Genomic DNA, 20056 nt, shown 5'->3' with positions numbered 1-20056 from the left:
CAGTAAACTTTCATTCGGCTTTCAGTAATAAGCAACTATATATCCTATGCGAGAAAATGATCGATTATGACTATTTACAATAAATAATTATTACCTCTATTTTCATGAAGAAGCAGGGAATAGTTGGCTTATGCAGAAAATGAGTGTATATATTTATGAGTGGAGTTTAGAGGGAGGGGCTGCTGAATATGGTGAATGAAGATGGGAAATTGAAGAAGGTGTTGGGCTTACGAGATTCAATTGGTATCGCCCTCGGACAAATTATTGGAGCGGGTATCATGTCAATAACTGGCATTGCCATTGCCTTAACGGGGTCTGGTGTACCGCTTGCTTTCGTGCTTTCCTCTGTTTTTATGCTCATCATCACGATTCCTCTTGCCGTATTAGGCTCAGTACTTCCTACGACTGGAGGCATGTATACATACACGAGTCGTTTACTATCTCCGAATGCTGGATTTGTCTATTTAATCCTTTTTACATTCGGTCATTTGACCATCGCTGTGTACGCCATATCATTTGCTCAATATTTACAGGGAATCATGCCTGGTACGCCGATCATGCTTGTTGCTTTCATTGTGCTGACTTTTTTCTATCTGATTAATTTATTTGGGATCAAGTTCATGTCATCATTAGGTAAAGTGCTCGTAGTGATTAAGCTGCTGTCACTTCTTGTTTTCATTCTATGGGGAATTTCGGAGGTTGATTATTCGGTGTTTCATCCAGCTGAGATTTTTCCTCAGGGAATGGGGAGCTTTCTTACAGCGGTTGGAATCACATCCTTTGCGTCCGGAGGCGCCTATGCCGTAGTTGAGCTCGGAGGCGAAATGAAGCGGCCGCAAAGGGATATTCCGCTTACCATTTTCATCAGTAGTGGCATAGTTGCCTTGCTATATATAGGCATTGGCATCGTGGCAACCGGGGTTCTACCGATTTCCGAAGTTGCGGGAGAGTCGCTTTCCGATGTGGCGAGGACGATATTGCCCAATCCATTGTTCTTATTTTTTATCATAGGAGGGGCCATGTTTGCTCTGGCTTCTACACTCAATGTGACATTTTCCTGGGTGACGAGGGGGATGCTGGTGGCATGTCGCGATGGTTGGCTCCCAACATCGTTCGGCGCCGTTAATCGAAGGTACGGTACACCGCATTGGCTGCTCACGTTTTACTATCTGCTTGGGGTCATACCGATTGTGACGGGAGTATCGTTGACGACGATTTCCCAGCTAGGGGTTGGCATCTTACTTCTTTCGAGCATTTTCCCCGTACTTTCTGCCGTACAGCTTCCACGCAAGTACCCTGAGCTTTACCGCAAAGCACCTTTCACTATGAAGCCAAGCCTGCTTTACACCATTGTACTCATAGCCGTTGGTTTACTGGCCTTTCAAGGTTATTTACTACTCAGCCGATTGTCGGCTCTATTAATTGTGGGTAACATAGTGCTTGTCGCAGCAAGCGTCGTTTATGTGATGATTGTCGGCAAACGCCGAATAAATAAACATGCTTCTAACGCAGCTGCAAGCGATAGTCGCGATATCAAATTGTTGCAATAATTGTTTTCAGTTCTTTCGTAAACTCTTTGCAGGGTAGAGACTGATGGCGATTCTTTAGACGTAAGGAGCAGAAGGAAATATCCATATCCTCTCCGGTGATTTCTAGTGCAACAATGCTGCCTGTTTGGACATAAGGATCGAACTTTAAGCCAATTTCCGTATAAAATCCAATGGCAATACCTTCCGCAATCACTCGTTTGGCAGCCTCTGAATTCCCTAGTTTAAATAAAATATTCGGCTCTCCATACTTTTTTAATTTACTAATAAGGTACTCCGAATTCAGAAGAATCGGTTGATGGACAAGTTCTTCTAAGGAGATGCTTTTTCGATGAGCCAGTGGGGAGTTTTTCCCCACACATGCCATCACTCTGCTGTCCATTAACGTCTCTGTGATCAATTGTTTATTCGGCTCTTCATAATCCCGGGATACCGCTATTAGACCAATATCTACTTTACCGCTTTGGACTTCTTGTTTAATTTGCGGATAATCAAGTTCCAACATTTCAAGCTCTACGCCCGCATGTTTTTCTTTGAAAATCGCCAAGGTAGAGGGTAATACACTCAAGCATAGGCTAGGTACGGAAGCGATGGAAAGGAACCCTGAGAGCTGATTGGATTGAAAATCTGCCGTCTCTCGGAGTTCCTCTATTTTAGTAATAATCTCTTCCGCTTTACTTATAATTAATTTCCCATCTTCCGTAGGAACGGCTCCGAAGCGCGAACGCTTAAATAGCTTCACCCCAAGCTCGTCTTCCAGACTCACGATGGCCTGACTGATATTCGGTTGAGAGACGTGAAGCTTTTCGGCTGCTAGGGAAATCGAACCGGTTTGATTGATTTCAATGATATAGAGAAGTTGTTCAATCCGCATAGTTCTCCTTTACTGGGAAGCGATTTATGTCGTAAATATATCCCAAAAGCAGACCATAGGCAATGATAGGGAAGCCCTATTTTAAGAGGTTCCGTAATCTACATTCAGTTTATTGTTCTCTTTCATTTGTCCATTAAAGACGAAACGTGATAACACAACACTGATTTCATATAAAGCGAATAAGGGGATGGCCACCATGAGATGTGAGATGAGATCTGGCGGTGAAATAAGGCTAGCTACGATGACTAGCACGATGTAGGCATATCTGCGAATTTTGTTCAGGAGCTTTGGATTCAGCAGCTTCAGCCTAGTTAGAAACATGACAACAATGGGAAGTTCGAAGGCAATCGACAAAGGCAGCACAATGTTCAGCATGAAACTAAAGTATTGGGCGACGCCGTAAGTCGGCGTTAATCCAAGGTTATCGGAAATTTGGGTAGTGAACGCCATACACATGGGGAAAACAACGAAGTAAGCAAAAGTTAAACCGATGATGAAACACAGGACGGTATAAGGGATATAACGAAGTGAGGCTGACTGCTCCTCCTTCGTCAGACCTTGTTTAACGAATCCCCAGATCTGATATAGGATAAAAGGCAAAGAAATCGTAAGCGATATCACGAACGCAATCATCATATAGAGGCGAATACTATCCATGGGGGAAAATACATGCCATGTCATTTCGGATGCCGGGGGTGTTTGCTTCAAATAGAGGAGGAGCTTCTGGGCAGCAAGAAAGCCGGCAATCATCGTAAGGACAATTACGATTAGAACTCGAATAATGCGTGTTCGCAGTTCGGACAGATGTTCAACGAGAGACATCATTTCTTTTATTGGCATGGAAGGCACCTCCAAAGCTATGTATGGTTGTAATTATCCTAAGATCCCGCTAGTATACGCTTAAGTTCAACGGTGTGGAAGCCGTCCATCAGCTTTGTGTGAATCTCCATGATGGTCTGAATATCCTCAAATGAATATTTACGAACGCCTCCTTTACTTCTTTCTGGAAAAATAAGCTTGCGATCTTCGTAATAACGAATCTGCCTTTCCGATAACCCAGTTAATTCGCTTACTACACCAATTTGAATCACTTTCTTCTTCGTCATCGACATCATCCAACCTCCTAATAATGTTAGATAAATTAACGTTAAAATGACATTGTTTATAGGATAACTCTATCATCATGCCCATATCTGATCAAATAACCTATTTTTATCCCGGTATAAGTAATATTTATGTAATGTAACCTTACACATAATAGTGACGAATACATATCCTACTGGTACGTTTAAGGTGCGGTTTATCCAAACTTGAACGAGGAGATGGGAGCATGGAGAAGACACCGATCAAAGAAGATCAAATTACACGTAGACAATTTTTGACTACAGTCGGCAAAATAGGAGGGTCAGCCGCACTCTTTAGTGTTATGGGGACTCTGGGGCTTTTATCCCCAGAAACGATGAAAGCGGCAGATTATACGCCACCTTCAGGTAGGGATCTCACTTCAACGAACCGTAACGGGAAAAAGGTGATTATTCTAGGGGCAGGGATAGCTGGTATGACGGCGGCCTACGAGCTGGGAATGGCGGGATATCAGTGCACAATTTTAGAAGCGAGAGCTCGTTCAGGCGGAAGAGCTTGGACAGTTCGAAGAGGTACAACTGTTACGGAATTGGGAGGCAGCAAGCAGGTTGCGCGCTTTGATAATGGGATGTATTTCAACGCGGGACCGATGCGGATTCCCCAGTTTCATGTGACGTTGGATTATGCCCGTAAATTTGGTGTCGCGATCGAACCTTTTAACAATGTGAACGAGAGCGGCTACTATTATAACGAAAATGTGGGCGAGTTGTCGGGTGTGAAAATTCCGAAGCGCCAAGCAAAAGCTGATGTTAGGGGCTATGTTGCTGAAATGCTAGCTAAAGCGGTAAATCAGAAGGCATTGGATCTCCCTTTAACAACAGAAGAAAAAGCTAAGCTTGTTACTTATCTGAAGGCCGAAGGGGATTTGAACGCAGATCTGTTCTATAAAGGTTCGGAGAGAGCAGGGTATAACGAGGAACCAGGCGGTAAATTCGACGCGGGCGTACGCAGAGATCCATTTAGTTTAAAAGCGATCATAAATTCCGGTTTTGGGCAATTTTTTAGCAATGAATACAGCTATGATCAACAAATGATGATGTTTCATCCGGTAGGCGGGATGGACCAGATTGCTAAAGCGTTTGAGAAGCGAGTGGGGGACCGAATCGAATTTCACGCAGAGGTACAGGAAATTAAGCAATCCTCCGATGGTGTTCGTATCCTGTATAAGGATTTGAACAGTGGCGCCAGCAAGGAAGCTGCCGGAGACTACTGCATATGTACGATTCCATTACCTGTCCTTAAGGATATCAAGGCTGATTTCTCTGCCGAAATGTCTACCGCAATTTCTAAAATTAGCTATGCATCTGCCGGTAAAATTGGCCTCCAATTCAAACGTCGGTTCTGGGAGGAAGATGAGTACATTTATGGCGGAAGCTCGCTGACGAACATGGACATTTCCAGTATTTATTACCCGCCGACTGATTATTTTGCCAAAAAGGGACTCCTCTTAGGCTATTATGCCTTCGGGGGTAACGCTGACAAGATTGGTAAAATGACACCTGCCCAAAGGGAGGATCACGCATTAAGCCAAGGAGCGAAGATTCATCCCCAGTACCATAAGGAGTTTGAGGCCTCGTTCTCCATCGATTGGAAGAAGATTAAATATAATCTTGGTGGATGGGCTTCTTACACGGCGGACGATCGCAAAACGTATTACCCTACCCTATGTAAGCCCGATGGTCGCATTTATTTGGCTGGCGAACATATCAGCTATATTACCGCATGGCAAGCAGGGGCGATTGAATCTGCGAGGAAAGTGGTTACCGAAATTCATGAGCGTGTAATGAAAGAGTAGATGATGAGGAGCGATGAACGATGATGATAACGAAGAAAGTGAAAACCATTGCAGCCGTCACATTAGGTTCATGCCTCATATGTGTCAGCGCCTATGCAGCCGGAACAGAAAAATCTAGTAAATACCCATCAGAGCCAATTAATGAAGTTGAATTCTATGGAAATCCAGCGTCCTCGATCTCTGCCGGAGTGTCCGTACCTGCAGGCTCTTCCTACTTATTCACAAGCGGAACAGTGCCGCCTGTTCTTAATAAAGAGGGTAAGACGGTTTATGAGCGCTATGGCGATACCAAAACGCAAGGCATCGGAATTTTGAAGGAAATTGAGAAGCAATTGAAGGACAAGGGCTTAACCCTGGCTGACGTCGCTTATCTCCGCGTCTATCTTACAGCTGATGCGGCCAAAGAAGGCAAATTCGACTATCAAGGCTGGTTTGATGCCTACGCGCAATTTTTTGGAAATGAAGCGAATCCGGTTAAACCAGCTCGCTCCACGGTTGGTGTGGCAGGACTCGTTAGCTCTGATTGGCTTATAGAGATCGAAGCTGTAGCGGTATATCCGAAGCATCATAATCAAAACTAAAGAAACGGAGTTGATGATTCTATGCTGCAAAATATTGGCTTTCCTGGTCTCATGTTAATCTTAGTTGTTGTGTTAGTCTTGTTTGGTCCATCCAAGCTTCCGGAGCTTGGTCGCGCGGTGGGACGCACGCTGCACGAGTTCAAAAACTCTGCGCGGGAACTCGTCTCCGAGGGCAAAGAGGTTCCCGAGCATGTAGAGCCAGCTGATAAGCTGCTCGAGAAGGCAAAAGTATAAACGAAGCTCAGACAGCCTGTATCTGTGATTGTTCTCTTTGGAGGAGAGCATCTGGATACAGGTTTTTTTGCGTTTTTGGTTGGGGGGAGGTGAGGTGAAGGTTGTACAAATTATAACATTGCTTGAGAAAACCTGGTGGCGGGAGGGGCGAAAGCCTCTCAACAAGACAACGTCTGTCGGCTTAGAAAGAAGGAAGAGGAACTACGATGCGTTATTTCTCGATAAAGCTGACTTTTTGAGCGTTGAGGGGAACGTAGAGGCGTTAATTTGCCATTTTGGGCTCAAATATGTCTCTCAAAGCGAAAATAACGCATCGTCGTTCCGCTACTCTAGCAAATTAGCCAAATTGTAGTAAGATAGAGCATCTACGTTCCGCGCGCGCTTAGCAAAGTAGCAATAATTAGTAAGATGGAGCATCGAAGTTCCGCCTGGCGAGGTTTTCGGATGGTTGGAATGAAACCAACGATTTATCCAACCTTCTAGGATGAAGACTAATCGGCAAGATCGATCTGAGGCGAAGCCTCAGGTTTTTTACATGTGATTGGATAAAAACAGCCATAAATGGGCATTCACTAGGAGGTTAGCTCCCGCTCGAATCAATTGTCCTCTTTTGCATATCGACATTATGCCTTTTGTATGGGATTATGAAGGAATGTGAGTTGGATAATAGGGGGCAGCCTGGATGAGTTTCACAAAGCCGACAGCATTGGTGACTGGCGCATCTAGTGGATTTGGCTTATTAACGTCAATAGCTCTGGCCCAAAAGGGGTATCACGTTATCGCAACTATGCGCGACCTTGGTAAAAGCGGAGCCTTGCTCGCGCATGCCGAACAAGCTGGCGTAACAAATGCCATCGAAACCATGGCTCTAGACGTAACGATTCATGACTCGATTGAGCAAGTCGTTTCTGATATTATGGACAAGTATGGCAGAATCGATGTTCTCCTTAACAATGCTGGCTTTGCTGTCGGGGGGTATGTGGAAGATGTACCGATGGAAGCGTGGAGATCCCAGCTGGAAACGAATGTATTCGGTGTCATTGCGACAACGAGGGCTGTCCTGCCGCACATGCGCGCACAGCAATCTGGTTGTATTGTTAATGTAAGCAGTGTGAGTGGGTTATCCGCATTTCCTGGCTATGCCCCATATAGCACTTCGAAGTTTGCCATTGAGGGCTTCAGTGAATCGCTTCGTTTAGAGATGATGCCCCTGGGGGTGCGCGTCGTACTTGTAGAGCCAGGTGCCTATAAGACAGAGATTTGGCGTAAAGGCTTCGAGGCGATCCATACTACGGAAGCGTCTCCTTATTGGAAACAGCTTAGTAAAATGCTTAACTACTCAAGGAAAACCTCAGCGACAGCACCCGATCCGCAGGAAGTAGCAGACCAAATTGCGCGAATTGTAGACAACCCGCGGCCAAAGCTCCGTTATCCAATGGGACGTGGTGTGTGGGCGGGGTTGTGGACGAGAAGTCTTTTGCCATGGAGATGGTATGAAGGCGTTTTGAATCGATTATTGAAATGAAGAAGGATGTACTTGTATAAGTACGAATAAACCAAGGAGTGAAATGAATGTCTCGTAAGTGGGAAAGAATGGTAAGTAAAAATACGAAAACCGTAAACAAGAATCGCTCCAAACATGGGATTGCTCCGATTTCTTCGGATCCGGATCGATCGGAAGTATTCAAGGGTAGAAGCATTATGTTAGCTTTATTTTTTGTTCTAATTTCCATCTTATTATTGGTTACTTTGACCAAAACAGACGGGGACAAGATGTACTGGTATACGACACTCAGTTACATGGCGGTTGGAGTGTTCGTTTATTTTATTCGCCGTCCGTATTTAAAGGTTAGTAAGACGAGCATCTCGAAGAGAGGTTTTGCCAGAGAGCTTATACTTAATGCCGATAAAATTAAAGAAATCGTGTACTCACCTGGTCAGGTGGTCATTGACCTGAATGGGAAGTCACCTCGTTGGGTGTACAACAAATCTCTGAACCGATTCGATGTAGCTGCCATGGCTGCTAGATTGAAAAAATTTGCTGAGCAGAACCAGATTACGTTTGTGGATAAAACGGTTTAAGTGCGGATGCTACTTAAAGAAGCTCATAAATAATGAAAAAAGCCCAATTCGACATTGGGCTTTTTTTGCTACTTGGGCGTGATAGTCTTAATCATATTTATCATCGTCGATTCTAACCACATTATCCATGATAAGCTCAACTTCCGTCTCGAAGTTCAAATGAAGAGGTGCCGGAAGTACATCGAGGATTTCCTCCATCATGTCCATGTCTAATAACTCATCAATAGTTTGAGGACGCGGTTCTAACTCATAAACCCATTCACGGACTGCATCGATAAATAAATAAAAAGAGGATTGGAATTGATCGGCGACAGCTTCCTGCTCATCACCACGTGAAGCCGACATGGCATTCCAGTTTTTTAGCGTGGTTTGTAAGGCTTGCTCTACGTTTGGGTTCATAATAATCTCCTAAATTTTAGCCATCACTTCAACGCCTGCGTAGAAGCTCGGATAATCATCTCCGAAGGTAGAATGATCTTCCGATTCTCATGAACGGCTTCACCTTCAATGCGTTCGATCAACAGCTGCATGCCCAATAAGCCGAATTGATAGGCAGGCTGTGAAGCCAGGGTTAGAAATGGGTTAATCGCACCTGCAGGGCCGAAATCGTCAAAACAGACGACCGATAAATCATCTGGCACCTGCAAGCCGCGTTGTCTCAATGATTGAATGATGCCGACGGCGAGCATGTTGTTAGCCGCAAAGATAGCTGTCGGTGGATCCTCCAGATTGAGCAGTGCGTCTAACGCGGATTCATCGTGGAAATCACGATAGTTCAGATGTGTGACGAGCGTGTCATCTATGGATAATCCGCTAAGCAAATGCGCCTCGCAATACCCCGTATAACGCAAGCGGGCTGTAGACACATCCTGTGAACCGTTAATCATAGCTATTCGGCGATGCCCAAGACCAATTAAATGCTCAACAAGTTTCCTCGCGCCTTCCTTGCTGTCCCCGAGTACCACATCCGCCTCAATTCCCGGAATTTCACGATCTAAAACAACGAAGGGGATATTATGCTTCTGGAGCTGCGCAAGATTCCGGGCAGATTGATCTCCCGTCGGGGCGAATAGAACGCCATCCACTCGGGTTGAAAGAATCATATCAACGTAGTCTTTCTCTTTTGCATAATCTTCATCACTATTTGCAAAAAGCAGCCGATACCCAGCTCGTTTAGCCGCATCCTCTGCACCACGTGCAAGCGTAGTATAGAACGGATTCGTAATATCCGTAATGAGCAGGGAAAGAATTTTCGTCTTCTGAAGTACCAGACTGCGTGCCATCGAGTTCGGAATATAGTGGAGATCTTCCATTACTTTTCTTACTCGTTTGCGCGTTGCTTCGCTGATACGACCTGTATTATTGATCACCCGTGAAACGGTCATTGCCGAAACACCGGCTTTTTCAGCGATATCATAAATTGTAATCACGTTGAGTCACCTTTTCATCTCATCCTATTCGTCTATTGTATAGAAATTAAGGATTGACAGCAAGGCTTAAAATTGATAATTTTGAGTTATCGATAACACTCATTTTTTGAGGAGGTCTTGAATATGCTTAAAGGTATTCCTTCCATCCTGTCGCCGGAGCTTTTGAAGGTGCTGATGGAAATGGGACATGGGGATGAAATTATTCTAGCAGATGGCAATTTCCCTGCTGCCAGTCATACGAATCGTTTGCTGCGCAGCGATGGCCATGGTGTACCGGAATTATTGGAAGCGGTTTTATCGCTATTCCCACTTGATACTTACAGTGAACAACCTGTAGCGCTAATGGCCAAAGTTCCAGGTGATAAGGTGGAAACACCAATTTGGGCAACGTATGAAGATATCATTCGTACCCATATGCAGCCACAAATTGAGCATGTGGAGCGATTCGCTTTTTATGAGCGAGCGAAGAAAGCCTATGCGATCGTGGCAACGAGTGAAAGAGCTTTATACGCCAATATTATTTTGAAAAAAGGTGTCATTAGTGAGTAGTTTGAATTATCGATAACTCTAAAGTCATACCCATTTGAAGGCGTAATTTATATTAATCACATACATAACAAGGAGGATGAAATAAAAATGGCAAACAGCGATTACAGATGGAACCAGGAATTCCCGAAGATTGGGATACGACCAACGATTGACGGTAGAAGAAAAGGTGTTCGTGAATCACTTGAAGATCAAACGATGAACATGGCCAAAGCTGTAGCAGCTTTACTAAGTGAAACTCTGAAATATCCAAACGGTGAACCTGTTGAGTGTGTAATTGCTGACACCTGCATCGGAGGCGTAGCAGAGGCTGCTGCAGCAGCAGATAAATTCACGAAATCCGGTGTAGGCGTATCCATCACCGTTACTCCTTGTTGGTGTTATGGAACGGAAACGATGGATATGGACCTATCCACACCGAAAGCCATTTGGGGCTTTAACGGTACGGAGCGTCCGGGTGCGGTATACTTGGCCGCCGTTTTATCGGGTCATGCACAGAAAGGAATTCCGGCCTTCGGTATTTACGGCAAAGATGTACAAGATGCAGGTACAACAGACATTCCGCAAGACGTTCATGAGAAGCTGATTCGTTTTGCTAAGGCAGGGCTTGCAACCGCATACATGAAAGGGAAATCGTACCTCTCAATCGGCTCTGTATCCATGGGGATTGCTGGATCAATCGTGAATGAGGAGCTGTTCCAGAATTACCTAGGCATGCGCAACGAATATGTCGATATGTCCGAATTGGTGCGTCGTATTGATGAAGAGATTTTCGATCCTGAAGAGTACCAACTGGCACTGAACTGGGTAAAAGAGAACTGCACAGAAGGCCCAGATAAGAATCCTCCTGAGATACAAACGAGCCGTGCAAAGAAAGATCAAGATTGGGAAACCGTTGTGAAAATGTCCTTGATTGTTAGGGACTTAATGGTAGGCAACCCGCGTCTGGCTGATATTGAGTTCGGGGAAGAAGCGCTTGGTCACAATGCGATTCTCTCTGGTTTCCAAGGACAGCGTCATTGGACGGATCACTTCCCGAACGGAGATTTCATGGAAGCTATTCTAAATACTTCCTTTGACTGGAATGGCAAACGCGCACCTTATCTTGTTGCCACAGAGAACGATAGTCTGAATGGTATTGCCATGTTATTCGGTAATCTGTTGACAAATACAGCGCAAATTTTCGCCGATGTAAGAACATACTGGAGCCCAGATGCTGTGAAACGCGTAACAGGACACACTTTAAGCGGTGCAGGCAAAGACGGAATTCTTCACTTGATTAACTCCGGACCAGCAGCGCTGGATGGCACAGGCGAACAAAGCCGCAACGGCAAACCTGTTATGAAGCCTTACTGGGAAATCACGGATGAAGAAGTGACTAAGTGTCTAGAGGCAACTTCTTGGCGTCCTGCATCTGTTGAATATTTCCGTGGGGGTGGCTATTCCACTGATTTCCTTACAAAAGGCGGTATGCCGGTTACGATGTCTCGCATCAACTTAGTAAGGGGCTTAGGTCCCGTGCTTCAATTAGCAGAAGGCTATTCGGTTGATCTACCTGAAAATGTGCACCAACAGCTGGATGATCGCACAGATTCAACGTGGCCAACGACTTGGTTTGCTCCTATTTTGACAGGCGAAGGCTCATTTACCGATGTTTATTCGGTTATGGATAACTGGGGCTCCAATCATGGATCAATCAGCTATGGTCATATCGGTGCTGACTTGATCACACTTGCTGCTATTCTGAGAATTCCTGTTTCTATGCACAACGTAGCGAAGGAGCACATTTTCCGTCCGCGCGTTTGGAGTAATTTTGGAACATCGGATCCAGAAGGCGCTGATTTCAGAGCTTGCAGCAGCTTCGGGCCCTTATATAAGTAGTAGCAATTGCACGAATTGAGGTGACTCTGGTGGGGACTAACCATTTGAATATGCTAGCCGTAGATTTCGGAGCTAGCAGCGGCAGAACTATTTTGGGGCGTTGGAGTGGTTCTACACTTTCGGTAGAGGACATCCATCGCTTCTCGAATGGTCCTGTTGAGCTTGGCGGTAGTTTGTACTGGGACTTTTTGCGACTTTTTCATGAGTTGAAAGCAGGAATTCATGCCTACAAGCAGCATGCCCCAGGCAGTCCAGTTTCCATTGCGGTAGATACGTGGGGTGTGGACTACGGTTTTGTTGACGGAAAAGGCAAGCTGGTTGGCAATCCGTATAAGAATTGACGAAGTATGCCCGTAAAAGTGTAGCCAAAGGCCTTGTCGTAGGTCCCGGAGGGAATATAAGCGCAAGATTTGAAGATACCATGTACCTTTCTCCAAGCGGTTTCGCACTAGAAGATATTGAGCCTGAGCAGTGGGTGCCGGTCGATATCCCAACGGGGAACATTATGGATTCGACCTACCGTCCTTCTTCCGAGGTGCTCATGCATTTATTTTGCTATCGCGTGAATCCCATCATGAAGGCGATTGTGCATACGCATCCGGCTTACTGCATCGCATTAACACTCGTTGATGATGAGCTTCCGATGCTGTTTCCAGACCAAGCCGCGCTTGTTGGCGACGTAGCCTTCGTTCCCTATGTCGTTCCAACAACGGATAAATTAGCCAACCTAGTGGCAGAGAAGGCTGACCGTTATAGCTCGATTTTGCTAAACAATCATGGACTCGTCACAACGGGTAAAAATTTGCGTGAAGCCTACTACCGCACGGAAGTTATGGAAGAGAGCGCGAAGATTTACCTCATCGCGAAGTCCGTTGGTCAACCGAGAAGGCTGACTGAGGAAGAGTACAAAGAAATTCAAGGCTTGGAAAGCGAAGCTTACCGCGTGAATTTATTGCAGCAAATGAAATAATGGACTTATCAGGTATACCCGTTCTCATCGCAATCGATGGGGACGGTTTTTTGTTGTATATGGGTAGGCGAGTCCACGAAGATGTTATAGTTGTTAAAGCTTAAAACGCCCGCCATTGGCGGGCGTTTAAGTTAAGTATCAAGTTTGATATTGATCTTCGTCTTTTCATTCATGATAAGTATGTAATGTTGTACAACGTACAACAATTTCGTTTCGTTTCTTCTCTGTAAGCTGTTGATGTTGTATATAGTGCAACAATTTCAACTTATTTTTTGATATAAAGCTGATTTGGGGAGGAAATGTTGTATTTTCTACAACACTAACGGGGAAAACGCGAATTCGTTAGTGTAATGTTGTACAAATTACAACAACTAGGTCCATAGATGAAGGAAACAGTGCACTTAACCTACGTCGGGGACGACAATCCGCTTTAAGAGAAAATGGCCAGTATTTTGGTGAACGGACGACAATCCGTTTTACTTCAGTAAATAGCGCATCCACGTTCCTTTATGGGCCACTCCATTAAATATCGTAAAACATTAGTTACGATTAATTTTGTGGCATACCAGATTCCGCATCCGCACTCGAGTTATTATCCGTGATTTCCACATAATTATCGACGGTATCTAGAACTTGGCTTAGCTGCCAGCGGCTAATAATAATATGATCTGAAGAAATCGCATTATAAGTACTTTCTTGCTTACTAATTTTAAAGCCTCGGTAATTCTCATAAATAGTTCTCATTCTGATCTCTCCCTCGCTTGGATGTATATCTTAAACTATCATTAAACGAGCAATTTTGGTAGAGGTGTAAATTGATAGAAATTGTCTATTCCTGACTTTTTGTATTTAAATATGGTTAATTGCTTCTTTTCTGTTGTCTTTACGGTTGGATTGACTCAACGCGACTTTCTTTTTTTGCAGGAAATGCCTTTTGCTTTTGGAAGGTATTTAAATTTTAAACGTTGACAGAATCTTGTTCGATTCACTATAATCTAAATACAAGTAAATTTATCGGAATTATATGAATCAACCAGACAACTGGAGATGCTTCGTCCTTAAGGGATGAATGTGTCTCCTTTTTTCATTCATAATCACCAAATGCTAACTATGAAAGATTTCTTATGACATTATCTAGGAGGAAATAGGTATGAAAATTGAATGGACTTTTGTGATGAACCAACCTTGGACGATCGATCGTGTGTTAGATTTTGTGACCATCGCAAATCGGTATTCGTGCAATATTTATGTGGGGGTTAGCGGGAAGATGTTGAATGCGAAGGGTTTACTGGGCATTGTTTCCCTTAGCCTATCGCTGGGCAATCAGTCGTTTATTGTCTTGCAATTAGATGGCGTTGATGCTCAGGAAGCATTCGAAAAAGTGTCTGTGTATTTACAAATCGCGGAGCACGGAATCCAAAAGGTCTATTCACAAAGTTCCTAGTCGCTTGCAAGCTAGAGAGGAAGTTAATCGGTATGAATATTGAAAATATTGAAGCATTCGTCTATGTCATTCATTTCAATAGTTTCAACAAGGCAGCGGATGCTTTGTTCTTATCTCAGCCATCGGTGACGGCACGAATTCAATCGTTAGAACGAGAACTGAATACATTGCTGTTCGATCGAGAAGGGAGGAATTTTACGCTGACGGAGAAAGGGAAGCAGTTCCTACCGTATGCTCAGCAAATTCTCCAAACTTACAAAAAAGGAAAACAACAGCTGCAGAATTTAAACACGACTCCTAATGAACTAAGAATAGGGTGCACGGTTTCTGTCTCCAATTATGTCATTCCTGACATTCTTCCTATCATCAAAAAGAAGTACCGTAACCTGCAAATTAAATTAACGACAGCTCCCACCGAAACGATTCTGGAAAAGCTGTTGAATAAAGAAATAGACATCGGTTTTGTACGAAATGTGACGCATCCTCATGTTGATTGTACGGGGTTTTATGAAGATCCGATTCGTCTGTTCGTAAATCAGCATCATCCTTTTGTCAGTAAAGAGCAAATTACGATTGAAGATGTAAGCAGGGAATCACTTGTGTTTTTTGAATGTGGCTCCCTTGATTGGATAAAGATACATCGCTTATTCGCTACACTTGACCATCCACCACAAATTGAATACCAGATCGATAATTTGGAAACGGCTAAGAAGCTTGTCTCGAGAGGGATGGGCGTTTCATTTTTACCTGATCTATGCGTACGTCATGAAGTAAATGCTGGCTTACTTGTCCCTATTCATATCCCCGAGTTGGGAGGATTGTCACTTCGGACTAATCTCATTTCACTAAAGGAAGCGGCTAACGATTTCGCGCATGAATGCCTAGAAGCTTTGAAAGAGATGAAATTGAAAACAAGTTCTTTATAGAACAATTCTATCTAATAATAGATCATCTTAATATCAAATTGACCGACTAATGAGCCGGTGATACAGTAAGAAGGAATTTAATACCGACAAAACCAATTGGAATTATAGTTTATGTATTATTAAGGGGAATTCATGTGCTGTAAGGATTAATTTACGAAAGCCAAACTTTTAGGAGGAAAAAACATGCCCAAACAAAAGCAATTGAAACTCGGAGCTATCATTCATGGAGTCGGCGGTAATATGTCATCTTGGAAACATCCGGATGCGATCGTAGATGCGAGTGTGAATTTCAAATATTACAAACAGCAGGCACAGAAAGCAGAAGCTGGTAAATTCGATTTGTTGTTTATCGCAGATGGGTTGTTCATCAATGATAAATCGATTCCCCATTTCTTGAACCGCTTCGAACCAATAACGATTTTATCGGCCTTGGCAGCAGTGACATCCAAAATTGGTCTAGTTGGTACGCTATCTACGTCCTACAGTGAACCATTCACAGTGTCGAGGCAGTTCTCCTCACTCGATCATATCAGCGATGGCAGAGCAGGGTGGAATGTGGTCACATCCCCGCTAGAGGGCTCCGCTCTTAACTACAATAAGAAGCTGGAGGATCATCCAGATCATCCCAAACGTTATCGAATTGCTTCTGAATATTTGCAGGTTGCCAAAGGATTATGGGATTCATGGGAAGATGATGCTTTTGTAAGGGATAAACAAACCGGTGTTTTCTTTGATCCTGAGAAGCTGCACAGATTAGACCACAAGGGTGAATTTTTCTCTGTACAAGGACCGCTTAATATTGGGAGATCTAAGCAAGGCAGACCCGTTATCTTTCAAGCAGGTTCATCGGAAGATGGGAAAAATTTGGCCGCCAAAGAAGCAGATGCGATCTTTACCGGACATCCAACCGTGGAAGATGCTGAGCGCTTTTATAACGATGTGAAAAGTCGAGCAGCAGGTTTTGGCAGAAATCCCGATGAGATTGTCGTCATGCCGGGTATTGGTCCAATTATCGGTGTAACGGAAGAAGAGGCAGAACGCAAGTATCAGGAAGTAGCGAATTTAGTGACCATTCAGGAAGCACTCGCATATTTGGGCCGTTTTTTCGAGCATCATGATTTTACGCAGTACGACTTAGATGCCCAATTCCCAGAGTTAGGTGATTTGGGCAAAAACAGCTTCCAAAGCTCGACGGATCGCATTAAACAGAATGCGAAGGAGCAAGGTTTGACGCTTCGTCAGGTCGCTCTGCAATCGGCCACACCGCGTCCACTCTTCATTGGTACACCAACTCAGATCGCAGATCGCATTCAGGAATGGTTCGAGAGTGGGGCCGCAGACGGATTCATCGTGGGTTCTGGTGTTCCGAATGGTTTGAACGATTTTGTGGATTTGGTCATACCAATTTTACAAGAACGTGGGATATATCGTACGGAGTATGAAGCTGATACACTGCGAGGCAATCTAGGACTTCCTTTTCCAATAAATCGCTATGCGAAAGAAAAAGTAACGCACTAATATGCTATAATTCCGACTTAATTTATATGTATTATCAGTTATCGGAAGGGGCGAATAGAATGGCAAAACAAAGAAAATTGAAGCTTGGCGTTAATATCAGCGGTGTCGGCAACAGCATGTCTGTATGGAGACATCCGGATGTTTCGACGGACGCGAGTGTCAGTCTTGATTACTACAAGCAGCAAGCATTGAAAGCTGAGTCTGGGAAGTTCGATCTTGTATTCATCGCGGATGGCTTGTACATCAATGAGAAATCAAATCCTCACTTCCTGAATCGCTTCGAACCGATTACCATTCTTTCCGCATTGGCGGCTGTGACTTCACAGATCGGACTCGTCGCCACACTATCGACTTCGTACAGTGAGCCGTTCACCGTCGCTCGTCAATTTTCCTCACTGGATCATATTAGCGGAGGTCGCGCAGGTTGGAATGTTGTGACGTCTCCACTTGAAGGCTCAGCCAAAAATTTCGGCAAGGGCGAACATCCTCCCCATGAGCTGCGCTACAGGATTGCTGAAGAGTATGTCCAGGTTGTGAAAGGATTATGGGATTCATGGGAAGAAGATGCTTTCGTAAGAGATAAGGAGTCAGGCCTTTTCTTTGATCCGAGCAAACTACACACACTGAGTCATAAAGGTGAATTTTTCTCGGTTCAAGGACCTCTTAATATTGGTCGTTCCAGACAGGGGCATCCGGTTGTTTTCCAAGCCGGAGCTTCAGAATCCGGCAGAGATTTGGCTGCCAGAACGGCCGAAGCCATATATACAGGGCATGAACATATCGAGGAAGCGAAGCTATTTTATCAAGATATTAAACAAAGAGCAGCAACTTATGGCCGTAATCCGGAGGAAGTGCTAATTTTCCCTGGAATCAATCCGATTATTGGGCGTACACAGGAAGAAGCTGAGCTTAAGTATCAAGAAGTCGCTAATTTGGTAACCATCCAAAGCGCGCTGGACTACTTAGGCCGCTATTTCGAGCATCATGATTTTTCTCAATATCCACTCGATGAACCATTCCCCGATTTAGGTGATTTCGGAGCAAATAGCTTCCGAGGCACGACGGATAAAATAAAAAAGGAAGCCAAAGAGCTCAATCTGACGCTTCGTCAAGCAGCTATTCGAGCGGCCACGCCTAGAGGTAATTTTATAGGAACAGCAGAGGCGGTTGCTGATTTGGTAGAACAATGGTTCAAAGAAGATGCGGCTGATGGGTTTGTCATTCGTACGACGGTGCCTAGAGCATTGGATGATTTTGTTGATCTCGTTGTTCCGATTTTGCAAGAGCGCGGTATTTTTCGCACAGAGTATGAAGCGGACACGCTGCGCGGAAATTTGGGAATTCCTATTCCTGCGAATCGCTACACGAAAGAACAGGTTGCCAACTAATTCGTTGAAACATATATGGGGGAGTGTTTATCTTGCGTAGATCAAAAGAATGGGTCAGGTTAAGTACATTATCATTAGCATTCGTATTAGCTTTGACGGGATGCGGTTCAGCAAAAAGCAGCAGCGGGGATGCAGCACAATCACCAAATGCCAAGCAAGAGGATAAGCAGACGGCCGTTATAGGAGGAGAGCTAACCTATGCGCTCGCGACTTCGCCAGATTCATTAGATCCGCATCGCAGCGGTCTTGCCGTTGCCGTTAGGGTACTTCGTACCATTTACGATAGTTTAGTCGTTCAACTGCCCGATGGCTCGATTAAACCTTGGCTAGCCACGGAGTGGACCGTCGCGCCCGATGGGCTGAGCTACATTTTCAAATTGCGTAAAGATGTGAAATTCCAAGACGGTACCCCATTTAATGCGGAAGCTGTCAAATATAGCTATGATCGTATTCTCGACCCAACAACGAAAGCGGCTAACTCCGTAGCCCTCATTAAGCCTTATAAATCCTCAGAAGTCATTGATGAATTCACGATAAAAATAAATCTGGAAACACCATCCAGAGCTTTCCTGGGCAACCTAAGTCAAGCCTTACTTGGGATTGTATCACCAACAGCAGCTAAAAAGTATGGGGATCAGTTTGGTAAAAATCCGGTAGGATCCGGCCCCTTTTCCTTTGTGAAATGGGAAGAGAATGCATCCATTCAAGTCAAGCGCAGTCCTGATTACAACTCAGCTCCCGAGATTGTAGAGAATAAAGGGAAATCCTATCTGGATCAAATCACATTTCGTATTGTACCAGAAGAGGCTACTCGTATTGGCAGTGTTCAAAGCAAACAAGTACTAGCAGGCGAAACCGTTCCTCCACAAAACGTCGTTTCCTTGAAATCAGATACGAGCATTCAAGTTCACCAAGTAAATACAACAGGTTTACCTTATACCTTGTTTATTAATCAGCGGAAAGCACCTTGGAGCGATGTGAAAGCAAGGCAAGCGCTGCAAGCGGCTATTGACGTAGATGCGATTGTCAAAACGTTATATTTAGGGACTTATCCACGCGCTTGGTCACCGCTTTCACCTGGCGTTGTTGGTTATGATGCATCGCTGGAAAACGGAATCAAACCTGATGTCGCTAAAGCGAATAAATTACTGGAAGAACTAGGTTGGGTGAAAGGCGCGGACGGCATACGTGTGAAAGATGGCAAAAAGCTGACTTTACATTATGTAGATGGCTCGCCGAACCGTGAGAAACGCAATGATATTGCGGTTATTATTCAACAACAGCTGAAACAAGTCGGTATCGTTGTCGAAGTTGAGATTACAAAAGATGTAGCCAATGTTGTATATACCAAAGGCGAATATGATATCTATGGGAACAGCCAGGTAAACTCGGATCCTAATGCGCTTTATGCCTTCTACCATACGAGTGATCCGAAAGCCCGTCCAAGTCTTCCAGGTCTGGCCGATCCGCAAGTAGATAAGTGGCTGGAGCAAGGCGCAATCGAACCAGATGATAAAAAACGTGTAGAACTTTATAAACAAGTTCAAAAATCGATTATCGATAATGCGGTCATCATTCCTATTTATGTATTCCCATATACAGTAGCCGCATCGAAAACCGTTAAAGGACTGAAATTTGATTCATTAGGTTATCCGCTCTTCAATGACACGTTTATCCAAAAATAATGACATAGGGAG

22 protein-coding genes are annotated in these 20056 nt (G+C 44.3%); 16 read left to right on the top strand and 6 right to left on the bottom strand.

Annotated features, from left to right (window positions below):
* Window positions 1-188 precede the first annotated feature (188 nt).
* Window positions 189-1550 carry an APC family permease gene (locus AC58UU_RS04040; protein ID WP_497313246.1) on the top strand — a complete coding sequence of 454 codons (1362 nt, stop codon included), beginning with the start codon at window positions 189-191 and terminating at the stop codon, window positions 1548-1550.
* On the opposite strand, the gene AC58UU_RS04035 is transcribed toward AC58UU_RS04040, so the two are convergent.
* The 3 genes from AC58UU_RS04035 to AC58UU_RS04025 all read right to left on the bottom strand — a co-directional run bounded on the left by AC58UU_RS04035 (window position 1534) and on the right by AC58UU_RS04025 (window position 3527).
* The gene (locus tag AC58UU_RS04035) at window positions 1534-2421 is read right to left on the bottom strand and encodes a LysR family transcriptional regulator (protein WP_497313244.1); all 888 of its coding nucleotides are present in this window, start codon (window positions 2419-2421) and stop codon (window positions 1534-1536) included. The genes AC58UU_RS04040 and AC58UU_RS04035 overlap by 17 nt on opposite strands.
* Window positions 2422-2502: 81 nt before the next feature.
* Entirely contained in the window at window positions 2503-3261 is a 759-nt protein-coding gene (gene tatC / locus AC58UU_RS04030) for a twin-arginine translocase subunit TatC (RefSeq protein ID WP_497313242.1), read from the bottom strand.
* 38 nt (window positions 3262-3299) lie between these two features.
* Window positions 3300-3527, bottom strand: a complete 228-nt coding sequence (locus tag AC58UU_RS04025) for a MerR family transcriptional regulator (RefSeq protein WP_497313240.1) — start codon at window positions 3525-3527, stop codon at window positions 3300-3302.
* Between the two features lie 224 nt (window positions 3528-3751).
* Here AC58UU_RS04025 and AC58UU_RS04020 point away from each other — a divergent pair, with 224 nt between their 5' ends.
* The 6 genes from AC58UU_RS04020 to AC58UU_RS03995 all read left to right on the top strand — a co-directional run bounded on the left by AC58UU_RS04020 (window position 3752) and on the right by AC58UU_RS03995 (window position 8256).
* On the top strand, window positions 3752-5359 hold the full coding sequence (locus tag AC58UU_RS04020) for a flavin monoamine oxidase family protein (RefSeq protein ID WP_497313239.1): 1608 nt from the start codon (window positions 3752-3754) through the stop codon (window positions 5357-5359).
* A gap of 20 nt (window positions 5360-5379) precedes the next feature.
* Window positions 5380-5940, top strand: a complete 561-nt coding sequence (locus AC58UU_RS04015) for a RidA family protein (protein ID WP_497313237.1) — start codon at window positions 5380-5382, stop codon at window positions 5938-5940.
* A gap of 21 nt (window positions 5941-5961) precedes the next feature.
* The gene (tatA, locus tag AC58UU_RS04010) at window positions 5962-6174 is read left to right on the top strand and encodes a twin-arginine translocase TatA/TatE family subunit (RefSeq protein WP_029193639.1); all 213 of its coding nucleotides are present in this window, start codon (window positions 5962-5964) and stop codon (window positions 6172-6174) included.
* Window positions 6175-6268: 94 nt separating this feature from the next.
* Complete coding sequence (locus tag AC58UU_RS04005) at window positions 6269-6526, top strand: hypothetical protein (protein ID WP_497313236.1); 258 nt, start codon at window positions 6269-6271, stop codon at window positions 6524-6526.
* A gap of 330 nt (window positions 6527-6856) precedes the next feature.
* The gene (locus AC58UU_RS04000; RefSeq protein ID WP_497313234.1) at window positions 6857-7699 is read left to right on the top strand and encodes an SDR family oxidoreductase; all 843 of its coding nucleotides are present in this window, start codon (window positions 6857-6859) and stop codon (window positions 7697-7699) included.
* A 47-nt stretch (window positions 7700-7746) separates the two neighbouring features.
* Window positions 7747-8256, top strand: coding sequence for a hypothetical protein (locus AC58UU_RS03995; RefSeq protein WP_497313232.1), 510 nt, complete (start codon window positions 7747-7749; stop codon window positions 8254-8256).
* An 87-nt stretch (window positions 8257-8343) separates the two neighbouring features.
* Here the strand turns inward: AC58UU_RS03995 and AC58UU_RS03990 are convergent, their stop codons facing one another.
* The gene (locus AC58UU_RS03990) at window positions 8344-8655 is read right to left on the bottom strand and encodes a hypothetical protein (protein ID WP_497313230.1); all 312 of its coding nucleotides are present in this window, start codon (window positions 8653-8655) and stop codon (window positions 8344-8346) included.
* Between the two features lie 23 nt (window positions 8656-8678).
* The gene (locus AC58UU_RS03985; RefSeq protein WP_497313229.1) at window positions 8679-9686 is read right to left on the bottom strand and encodes a LacI family DNA-binding transcriptional regulator; all 1008 of its coding nucleotides are present in this window, start codon (window positions 9684-9686) and stop codon (window positions 8679-8681) included.
* 123 nt (window positions 9687-9809) lie between these two features.
* Here AC58UU_RS03985 and fucU point away from each other — a divergent pair, with 123 nt between their 5' ends.
* The 4 genes from fucU to AC58UU_RS03965 all read left to right on the top strand — a co-directional run bounded on the left by fucU (window position 9810) and on the right by AC58UU_RS03965 (window position 13083).
* Window positions 9810-10235, top strand: coding sequence for an L-fucose mutarotase (gene fucU / locus AC58UU_RS03980; RefSeq protein WP_497313227.1), 426 nt, complete (start codon window positions 9810-9812; stop codon window positions 10233-10235).
* Between the two features lie 87 nt (window positions 10236-10322).
* Window positions 10323-12113, top strand: a complete 1791-nt coding sequence (locus tag AC58UU_RS03975; protein WP_497313225.1) for an L-fucose isomerase — start codon at window positions 10323-10325, stop codon at window positions 12111-12113.
* 29 nt (window positions 12114-12142) lie between these two features.
* The gene (locus tag AC58UU_RS03970) at window positions 12143-12454 is read left to right on the top strand and encodes a hypothetical protein (protein WP_497313223.1); all 312 of its coding nucleotides are present in this window, start codon (window positions 12143-12145) and stop codon (window positions 12452-12454) included.
* The gene (locus tag AC58UU_RS03965; protein ID WP_497313221.1) at window positions 12451-13083 is read left to right on the top strand and encodes a class II aldolase/adducin family protein; all 633 of its coding nucleotides are present in this window, start codon (window positions 12451-12453) and stop codon (window positions 13081-13083) included. Before AC58UU_RS03970 ends, AC58UU_RS03965 begins: the two co-directional genes overlap by 4 nt.
* 549 nt (window positions 13084-13632) lie before the next feature.
* Here the strand turns inward: AC58UU_RS03965 and AC58UU_RS03960 are convergent.
* The gene (locus tag AC58UU_RS03960) at window positions 13633-13827 is read right to left on the bottom strand and encodes a hypothetical protein (RefSeq protein ID WP_497313219.1); all 195 of its coding nucleotides are present in this window, start codon (window positions 13825-13827) and stop codon (window positions 13633-13635) included.
* 406 nt (window positions 13828-14233) lie between these two features.
* Between AC58UU_RS03960 and AC58UU_RS03955 the strand changes: the two genes are divergently transcribed.
* The 5 genes from AC58UU_RS03955 (at window position 14234) to AC58UU_RS03935 (ending at window position 20044) form a co-directional block, all read left to right on the top strand.
* The gene (locus AC58UU_RS03955; RefSeq protein ID WP_497313218.1) at window positions 14234-14527 is read left to right on the top strand and encodes an HPr family phosphocarrier protein; all 294 of its coding nucleotides are present in this window, start codon (window positions 14234-14236) and stop codon (window positions 14525-14527) included.
* A 32-nt stretch (window positions 14528-14559) separates the two neighbouring features.
* Window positions 14560-15453, top strand: a complete 894-nt coding sequence (locus AC58UU_RS03950; RefSeq protein ID WP_497313216.1) for a LysR family transcriptional regulator — start codon at window positions 14560-14562, stop codon at window positions 15451-15453.
* A 183-nt stretch (window positions 15454-15636) separates the two neighbouring features.
* A complete protein-coding gene (locus AC58UU_RS03945; protein ID WP_497313214.1) occupies window positions 15637-16971 on the top strand; it encodes an LLM class flavin-dependent oxidoreductase in 1335 nt (444 codons plus the stop codon).
* A 59-nt stretch (window positions 16972-17030) separates the two neighbouring features.
* Entirely contained in the window at window positions 17031-18359 is a 1329-nt protein-coding gene (locus AC58UU_RS03940) for an LLM class flavin-dependent oxidoreductase (RefSeq protein WP_497313212.1), read from the top strand.
* Window positions 18360-18388: 29 nt separating this feature from the next.
* A complete protein-coding gene (locus AC58UU_RS03935) occupies window positions 18389-20044 on the top strand; it encodes an ABC transporter substrate-binding protein (protein ID WP_497313972.1) in 1656 nt (551 codons plus the stop codon).
* The last annotated feature ends 12 nt before the right edge of the window (window positions 20045-20056 follow it).

This window comes from Paenibacillus sp. JT22N1 (genome assembly GCF_059692155.1).
The sequence above is the reverse complement of the archived record's forward strand: the minus strand, read 5'-3'. Positions and strand labels throughout refer to the sequence as shown.